This is a genomic window from Streptomyces sp. NPDC048590 (assembly GCF_043199535.1).
GTDB lineage: Bacteria > Actinomycetota > Actinomycetes > Streptomycetales > Streptomycetaceae > Streptomyces.
This window is the reverse complement of sequence record NZ_JBICWC010000025.1, coordinates 1-7532: the sequence shown is the minus strand read 5'-3', so window position 1 is coordinate 7532 and position 7532 is coordinate 1. Positions and strand designations below refer to the sequence as shown.

Below are 7532 nucleotides of genomic sequence, written 5' to 3'. Positions count from 1 at the left end.
GCACCACCCCAAACGACGACGTCGGCCTTCAAGACCACAACCAGGTCTCGAAGGCCGACGTCACGCGAGGCCCCGAAAAAACCAACAGCATCCGTACGGTCCGGGGCGCTCCCGCCGTCCGGGGCCTCAGGCCACGAAGGTCCGGGGCGCCTCGGCTCCGGTGCTCGCGCCCGAACCGACCATCTCGGCCGCGGCGGCCAGGCGCGCCGCAGCCTCGTCCGCGACCGGGCCGCCGACGGTGAACGGCAGACGCACATAGCCCTCGAAGGCACCGTCCACCCCGAAGCGGGGCCCCGACGGGACGCGCACACCGGCCCGTTCACCCGCTACGGCCAGCCGGGACCCGGAGAGCCCGCCGGTCCGCACCCAGAGCGTCAGGCCGCCCCGCGGCACCTCGAACTCCCACGCGGGCAGTTCCCTTCGCAGGGCGCGCACCAGATCGTCCCGGTTCTCCCGCGCCTGCTCACGGCGGACCTCGACCGCCTCCTCCCAGCCCCCGGAGCGCATCAGCCAGTTGATGGCCAGCTGCTCGAGGACGGGCGTGCCCATGTCCGCGTACGCCCGGGCCGCGACCAGACTGCGGATCACATCGGGGGCGGCCCGGACCCACCCGATCCGCATACCCGCCCAGAACGCCTTGCTCGCCGATCCGACGGTCAGCACCGTGCTGCCGGCGGGGTCGAAGGCGCAGACGCGTCGCGGCATGCTGACATCCGGGTCCAGGTGGAGTTCATGCATCGTCTCGTCCACCACCAGGACGGTGCCCGCCGACCTGGCGGCCTCCACCAGGGCCCGGCGCCGCTGCTCGTCGGCCAGCGCCCCGGTGGGGTTGTGGAAGTCGGCGACGACGTAGGCCAGTCTCGGCGCGGCGTCCCTGAGGACCTGCCGCCAGCGGTTCATGTCCCAGCCTCCGAGCCCTTCCTCCATCGCCACGGGTACGAGCCTGGCGCCCGCCTCGCGCATGAGCTGGAGGATGTTGGCGTAGCTGGGTGACTCCACCGCGATCCGCTCGCCCCGGCCGGCGAAGAGATGACAGATGGCGTCGATGGCTCCCATGGCCCCCGTGGTGACCATGATCTGTTCGGGCATCGTCGGGATGCCGTGGCCGGTGTACCGGTCCGCGATCATCTGCCGCAGGGCGGGGAGGCCCGCCGGGTAGTCGCCGTGGGTGTGGGCGTACGGGGGCAGTTCCTCCAGGGCGCCCTGGACGGCCCGCGTCAGCCACGGCTCGGGGGCGGGCAGCGAGGCGCACCCCAGGTCGATCATCGAGCCGAGTGACTCCGGCGGCAGCGGCTCCAGTCCCCGGGCAGGGAGGGGGTTGCCGGCGGGCACCGCCGTCCAGCTGCCGGCCCCCCGCCGGGACTCCAGGAAGCCCTCGGCCCGCAGGGCCTCGTAGGCGGCCGCCACGGTGGTCCGACTGACGGACAGGGCCAGGGCGAGTTCGCGTTCGGCGGGCAGTCGCGCGGCCACGGGGACCCGGCCCTCCAGGACGAGAAGGCGTACCCCGTCGGCGAGGGCGCGGTAGGCGGGAGGCTTGCGGACGCCCGGCGGCAGGGGACGCGCCTGCTGCCCCTGGAGCTGGCGGGCGAGCTGAGCCGCACCGACCGTCGAAGTCCACTGCGCCATGTAAATCAGTCCACCTTCCTCGGATTGGCCATAGTTGGAGGCCAATCCCCTGCCACAGAGTGACATGTGTCAGTCCACCTTCACCACACAGGGAGAACCGCGTGTCCGACATCACCGCCCGGCGCCGCCCCCGCCTCGCCCGGCGCCTGGCCCATCTGTACGCGGGCCTGGCGCTGTACGGCGCGAGTTCGGCGCTCCTGGTGCGGGCGGGGCTGGGTCTCGAGCCCTGGGGTGTGCTGCACCAAGGGCTCGCCGAGCGGACCGGTGTCTCCATCGGAGTGGTGTCCATCGTGGTCGGTGCGGTCGTCCTCCTGCTGTGGATCCCCCTTCGGCAGCGTCCGGGGCTGGGCACCGTCTCCAACGTGTTCGTGGTCGGCCTCGCGATGGACGCCGCCCTGGCCGTGGTCCCCGACGCGCACGGCCTCGCGGCACGGGCAGGGCTGATGACCGCCGGGATCGTGCTGAACGGAGCCGCCACGGGCCTGTACATCTCCGCGAGGTTCGGCCCGGGCCCGCGCGACGGGCTGATGACCGGCCTGAACCGGCTCACCGGACGCTCCATCCGGCTGGTCCGTACGGCGATCGAGGTGGCCGTCGTCGTCACGGGCTTCCTGCTCGGCGGTTCGCTGGGCGCCGGCACGGTGCTGTACGCCCTCGCCATCGGGCCGCTCGCGCAGTACTTCCTGCGCCTCTTCGACCTCCCGGCGCCCGATGCCCGCACCGCACCCGTTGCCGGAGGGACACCCCGGGAGGCGATACTTCCGCGGTGACCGCAGCGACTTCGGGACGCCATCCCTATCTGGACCATCCGTCGACCATCGCCTTCGCCCACCGGGGCGGGGCGGCCGACGGGCTCGAGAACACCTCGGCCGCGTTCCGCCGCGCGGCGGACGCGGGCTACCGCTATTTCGAGACCGACGTGCACACGACGTCCGACGGCCGTCTGGTCGCGTTCCACGACGCGACCCTGGACCGGGTGACGGACTCCCGGGGCCGGATCGCCGAGCTGCCGTGGAGCGAGGTGCGCAGGGCGCGGGTGGCCGGCCGGGAGCCGCTGCCGCTCTTCGAGGAGCTGCTGGAGGAGTTCCCCGCCGCCCGCTGGAACGTGGACGTCAAGGCGGAGCCCGCCCTGGAACCACTGCTCGGCCTGATCCGCAGGACCGGTGCGTGGGACCGGGTCTGCGTCGGGTCGTTCTCGGAGGCCCGCGTGGCCCGGGCGCACCGGCTCGCGGGCCCGCGCCTCGCCACCTCCTACGGGGTACGCGGGGTGCTCGGCCTGCGACTGCGCTCGTGGGGCATACCAGCGGCCCTCCGGGCGGGCGCGGTCTGCGCGCAGGTGCCGGAGAGCCAGAACGGCATCCGTGTCGTCGACCGCGGATTCGTCCGCACGGCGCATGCGCGCGGTCTCCAGGTCCATGTCTGGACCGTCAACGAACCGGACCGGATGGCGGCGCTCCTGGATCTAGGGGTGGATGGCATCATGACCGATCACATCGGGACGCTGCGCACGGTGCTGAGCGAGCGGGGGGCATGGGCCTGACGCCGGCGCCCGCCGGGCCCGTACGGGACGGACGAGGGGACGCCACGTGAGCACCGGTACCGCGGGAACGGCGGATCCGGCCGGAGGGCCGGCCGAGACCGCCGAACGGAGACGTGAGCAGCGCGGCTGGTACTTCTACGACTTCGCCTGCTCGGTGTACTCGACCAGCGTGCTCACGGTCTTCCTCGGCCCCTATCTGACCTCGATCGCCAAGGCGGCCGCCGACGCGGACGGTTTCGTCCACCCGTTGGGCATACCCGTGCGGGCGGGCTCTCTCTTCGCGTACTCCGTGTCGGTGTCGATCATCGTGGCGGTGATCGTGATGCCGTTCGCCGGAGCCGCGGCGGACCGTACGGGGCGCAAGAAGCCGCTGCTCGCGGCCGCGGCGTACACGGGCGCGACGGCGACGGCGTGCATGTTCTTCCTGGACGGGCACCGCTACCTGCTGGGCGCCTTCCTGCTGATCGTGGCGAACGCGTCGATCTCCGTGTCGATGGCCGTCTACAACGCGTATCTGCCCCAGATCTCCACCCCCGAGGAGCGCGACGCGGTGTCCTCGCGCGGCTGGGCCTTCGGATACACCTCGGGTGCCCTCGTCCTCGTCGTCGACCTCGTCCTGTACACCGGGCACGACTCCTTCGGGCTCTCCGAGTCCGACGCGGTCCGGATCTGCGTCGCGACGGCCGGACTGTGGTGGGGCGCCTTCACCCTCGTGCCGCTCAGAAGGCTGCGCGACCGCCGGGTCGCCCCGGGAGGCGACGGCGCGGTCGGGTCCGGCTGGCGGCAGCTGCGGGCGACGCTGCGTGACATGCGCCGCCATCCCCTCACCCTGGCCTTCCTGCTCGCCTATCTGATCTACAACGACGGCATCCAGACGGTGATCTCCCAGGCCTCCCTCTACGGCTCCGAGGAGCTCGGGCTCGACCAGACGACCCTGATCACGGCGGTGCTGCTCGTGCAGGTGCTGGCGGTGGCGGGAGCGCTGGGCATGGGCCGGCTCGCCCGGGTGTACGGCGCGAAGCGCACGATTCTCGCCTCGCTGGCCGTGTGGACGCTGATCCTCGCCGCGGCGTACGTGCTGCCCGCCGACGCGCCGGTGTTCTTCTACTCCCTCGCGGCCGCGATCGGGCTCGTGATGGGCGGCAGCCAGGCTCTCTCCAGGTCCTTGTTCTCGCACCTCGTCCCGCGCGGGAAGGAGGCCGAGTACTTCTCCGCCTACGAGATGAGCGACCGGGGTCTCAGCTGGCTGGGCCCGCTGGTCTTCGGCCTCGGCTACCAGCTCACCGGCAGCTACCGGGACGCGATCCTGTCCCTGGTCCTCTTCTTCGCGGTCGGTTCCGTGCTGCTGGCGAGGGTTCCCGTGAAGGCCGCCGTGGCCGACGCGGGCAACCCCGTTCCGGAGCGGATTTAGACGTTGAACTGAAAGGCCGGTAGTGTACGCCTTTGGCCTGCCCGGAGGACCGTTACTGCCGACGGAGAAGCGAAACCACTGGGTGACAACTTCGACCAGAGGTGACAAACCGGGCACCGGTGGGTAACAAACCCAGACCAAGCAGCGGCACGACGGGCGACGCATGACCGGCAACGGGAATCTTTACGGCCGACCGGACGTTGACCGGATGACGACGACAGCGACACCTGTCCTGTGGGCGACAAGCCCGGGAGGCACGATTCATGAGTGAGCGAGCTCTCCGCGGCACGCGACTCGTGGTTACCAGCTACGAGACGGACCGCGGCATCGACCTGGCCCCGCGCCAGGCGGTGGAGTACGCATGCCCGAACGACCATCGTTTTGAGATGCCGTTCTCGGTAGAGGCGGAGATTCCGCCGGAGTGGGAGTGCAAGGCGTGCGGCGCCACTGCGCTCCTGGTCGACGGGGACGGCCCCGAGGAGAAGAAGGGCAAGCCCGCGCGTACGCACTGGGACATGCTCATGGAGCGGCGTACCCGCGAGGAACTGGAGGAGGTGCTGGCCGAGAGGCTGGCGGTCCTTCGTTCCGGTGCCATGAACATCGCCGTGCATCCGCGGGACAGCAGGAAGTCCGCCTGACCGCGTATTCACCGCACGGATCAAGAGCCGCGGGGGGCGCCCCCGCGCCGGGGGGGGGGCCCCCCCGGCGGCGTGTGCGGCGCTTGCCCCGTGCGCGTCAGGCGAGGCAGGCGTCGAGGCCGTCGGTGATCAGGTCCTGCGGCAGATCGACGCCGATGAACACCATCTTGTTCGTCTTCTTCTCGACCGGCAGCCACTTCGACGCGAGGTCGCTGCCCATCATCTGGTGCACGCCCTGGAACACGACCTTGCGGTCGACGCCCTTCATGTACAGCACGCCCTTGTAGCGCAGCATCCGCTCGCCGTAGATCTGCAGGATGCCGCCGAGGAAGTCTTCCAGCTTGTTCGGGTCGAACGGGCGGTCGTTGCGGTACACGAACGACTTGATCTTGTCGTCGTGGTGCGCGTGGTGGTGATGGTGGTGGCCGTGGTCGTGATCGTGCGCGCATTGGCCGTGATCGTGGTCGCAACTGGCGTGATCGTGATCATGGTCGTGATCGTGGTGGTGATGCGCGTGATCGTCTTCGGCGAGGAAGTCGGGGTCGATCTCGAGCTTCGCGTTCAGGTTGAAGCCGCGCAGGTCGAAGATTTCCTTGATGTCGGCTTCGCCGAAGTTGACGACCTTGATCGCGGCCTTCGGGTTCATGTGCATCAGGCGGTGCTTCAGGCCGGCCACCGTCTGGTCGTCGACCAGGTCCGACTTCGTGATGAACAGGCGATCGGCGAAGCCGACCTGGCGCTGCACGACTTCGTGCTCGTCGAGCTGCGCGTTCGCGTGCTTTGCGTCGACCAGCGTGATGACCGCGTCGAGCAGGAAATCGTCGGCGATTTCGCTGTCGATGAAGAAGGTTTGCGCGACCGGGCCCGGGTTCGCGAGGCCGGTCGTTTCGATCACGATGCGGTCGAAGTCGAGCTTGCCTTCGCGCTTCTTCGCGGCGAGATCGCCGAGCGTGCGCGCGAGGTCGCCGCGGATCGTGCAGCAGATGCAGCCGTTGCTCATCTGGATGATCTGCTCGTTCGAATCCTGGATGAGGATCTCGTTGTCGATGTTCTCTTCGCCGAACTCGTTCTCGATCACGGCGATCTTCATGCCGTGCTGTTCGTTCAGGATGCGCTTGAGCAGCGTCGTCTTGCCGCTGCCGAGGAAGCCGGTGAGGATGGTGACGGGAGTGGCCATGTCAATCGCCTGTGGTTCGTGAATCGGGGTCAAAACCAGGATGTGCGTCGCGCCCGGGGCTTTGCCAGCCGGGGCGCACAACCATCCATTGAAACATACCTGTCAAGCCCTCGCCCGTCGTCCGACGACAGGCGGGAGCGCGGATCCGCCGGGCGCGGGGCCGCGGCCGGCGAACGGTCACGCGCGTAGATCGGGGCAATCAGACGATTTGCAACAGCAGGCCCTTCAGATATTCGCCTTCCGGGAACGCGGCGAGCAGCGGGTGATCGACGCCCGCGCCGAGGCGCCTCAGGATGCGCGCGTCGACCTTCGCGTCGGCGGCCGCGCCCGCGACGATCTTCTGGAACAGGTCCATGTCGATCGCACCCGAGCACGAGTACGTGAACAGCAGGCCGCCCGGACGCAGCAGCTTGAAGCCGCTCAGGTTGATGTCCTTGTACGCGCGTGCCGCGCGATCGACGCTGTCGCGGGTCGGCGCGAACTTCGGCGGATCGAGCACGATCAGGTCGAAACGCTCGCCTTCGTCGACGAGGCGGCGCAGGGTCTTGAATGCGTCGGCGTCGAGCCAGGTCGCGCGTTCGGCGTCGAAGCCGTTGGCGACGACATTCTGCTGCGCGAGCGCGAGCGCATCGCCCGACGAGTCGATCGATACGACGCGCTTCGCGCCGCCCTTGAGTGCGGCGAGCGAGAAGCCGCCCGTGTAGCAGAAGCAGTTCAGCACGTCACGATCGGCCGCGTATTGCGCCACCAGTGCGCGGTTGTCGCGCTGGTCGACGTAGAAGCCTGTCTTGTGGCCGTTCGGCACGTCGACGTGATAGCGCACGCCGTTTTCGTTCGAGATCAGCGTCGCGGGCGGCGCATCGCCGGCCAGCACGCCGGTCGTCTGTTCGAGCCCTTCCTTGTCGCGGATCGATACGTCCGAGCGCTCATAGACGTTCGGGCAGTCCGTGGCGCCGACGAGCGCCTTCACGATCGCATCCTTCCATGCCTCGACGCCCGCGGCCATGAACTGGCAGACCAGCTGGCCGCGCGGCGCGGCGCCGGCTTCGGCGGTGTCCGCGACGTAATCGTCGACGATCAGCCCCGGCAGCCCGTCGGCTTCGCCGAACACGAGCCGCACCGCGCCCGTGCCCGACACCA

7 protein-coding genes are annotated in these 7532 nt (G+C 69.7%); 4 read left to right on the top strand and 3 right to left on the bottom strand.

The genetic code is table 11. The features are described from left to right. Positions 1 to 126: 126 nt before the first annotated feature. Positions 127 to 1626: a PLP-dependent aminotransferase family protein gene (locus ACGFNN_RS35070; RefSeq protein ID WP_393561968.1), complete on the bottom strand. Its 1500-nt coding sequence runs from the start codon at positions 1624 to 1626 to the stop codon at positions 127 to 129. A 101-nt stretch (positions 1627 to 1727) separates the two neighbouring features. Here ACGFNN_RS35070 and ACGFNN_RS35065 point away from each other — a divergent pair, with 101 nt between their 5' ends. The 4 genes from ACGFNN_RS35065 to ACGFNN_RS35050 all read left to right on the top strand — a co-directional run bounded on the left by ACGFNN_RS35065 (position 1728) and on the right by ACGFNN_RS35050 (position 5215). Continuing rightward, positions 1728 to 2396: a YitT family protein gene (locus ACGFNN_RS35065; RefSeq protein WP_393561967.1), complete on the top strand. Its 669-nt coding sequence runs from the start codon at positions 1728 to 1730 to the stop codon at positions 2394 to 2396. Continuing rightward, positions 2393 to 3166, top strand: coding sequence for a glycerophosphodiester phosphodiesterase (locus ACGFNN_RS35060; protein ID WP_362555331.1), 774 nt, complete (start codon positions 2393 to 2395; stop codon positions 3164 to 3166). The genes ACGFNN_RS35065 and ACGFNN_RS35060 overlap by 4 nt, the downstream gene beginning before the upstream one ends. 46 nt (positions 3167 to 3212) lie before the next feature. Further along, entirely contained in the window at positions 3213 to 4577 is a 1365-nt protein-coding gene (locus ACGFNN_RS35055; RefSeq protein ID WP_393561966.1) for an MFS transporter, read from the top strand. A 263-nt stretch (positions 4578 to 4840) separates the two neighbouring features. Then, positions 4841 to 5215 (top strand): RNA polymerase-binding protein RbpA, encoded by a 375-nt coding sequence (locus ACGFNN_RS35050; RefSeq protein ID WP_362555327.1) that lies wholly within the window; start codon positions 4841 to 4843, stop codon positions 5213 to 5215. A 97-nt stretch (positions 5216 to 5312) separates the two neighbouring features. Here ACGFNN_RS35050 and ACGFNN_RS35045 read toward each other — a convergent pair whose 3' ends face one another. Continuing rightward, positions 5313 to 6392: a GTP-binding protein gene (locus ACGFNN_RS35045; protein WP_039353847.1), complete on the bottom strand. Its 1080-nt coding sequence runs from the start codon at positions 6390 to 6392 to the stop codon at positions 5313 to 5315. 199 nt (positions 6393 to 6591) lie between these two features. After that, on the bottom strand, positions 6592 to 7532 hold a 941-nt coding region (locus tag ACGFNN_RS35040; RefSeq protein ID WP_393561965.1), incomplete at its 5' end, for a class I SAM-dependent rRNA methyltransferase.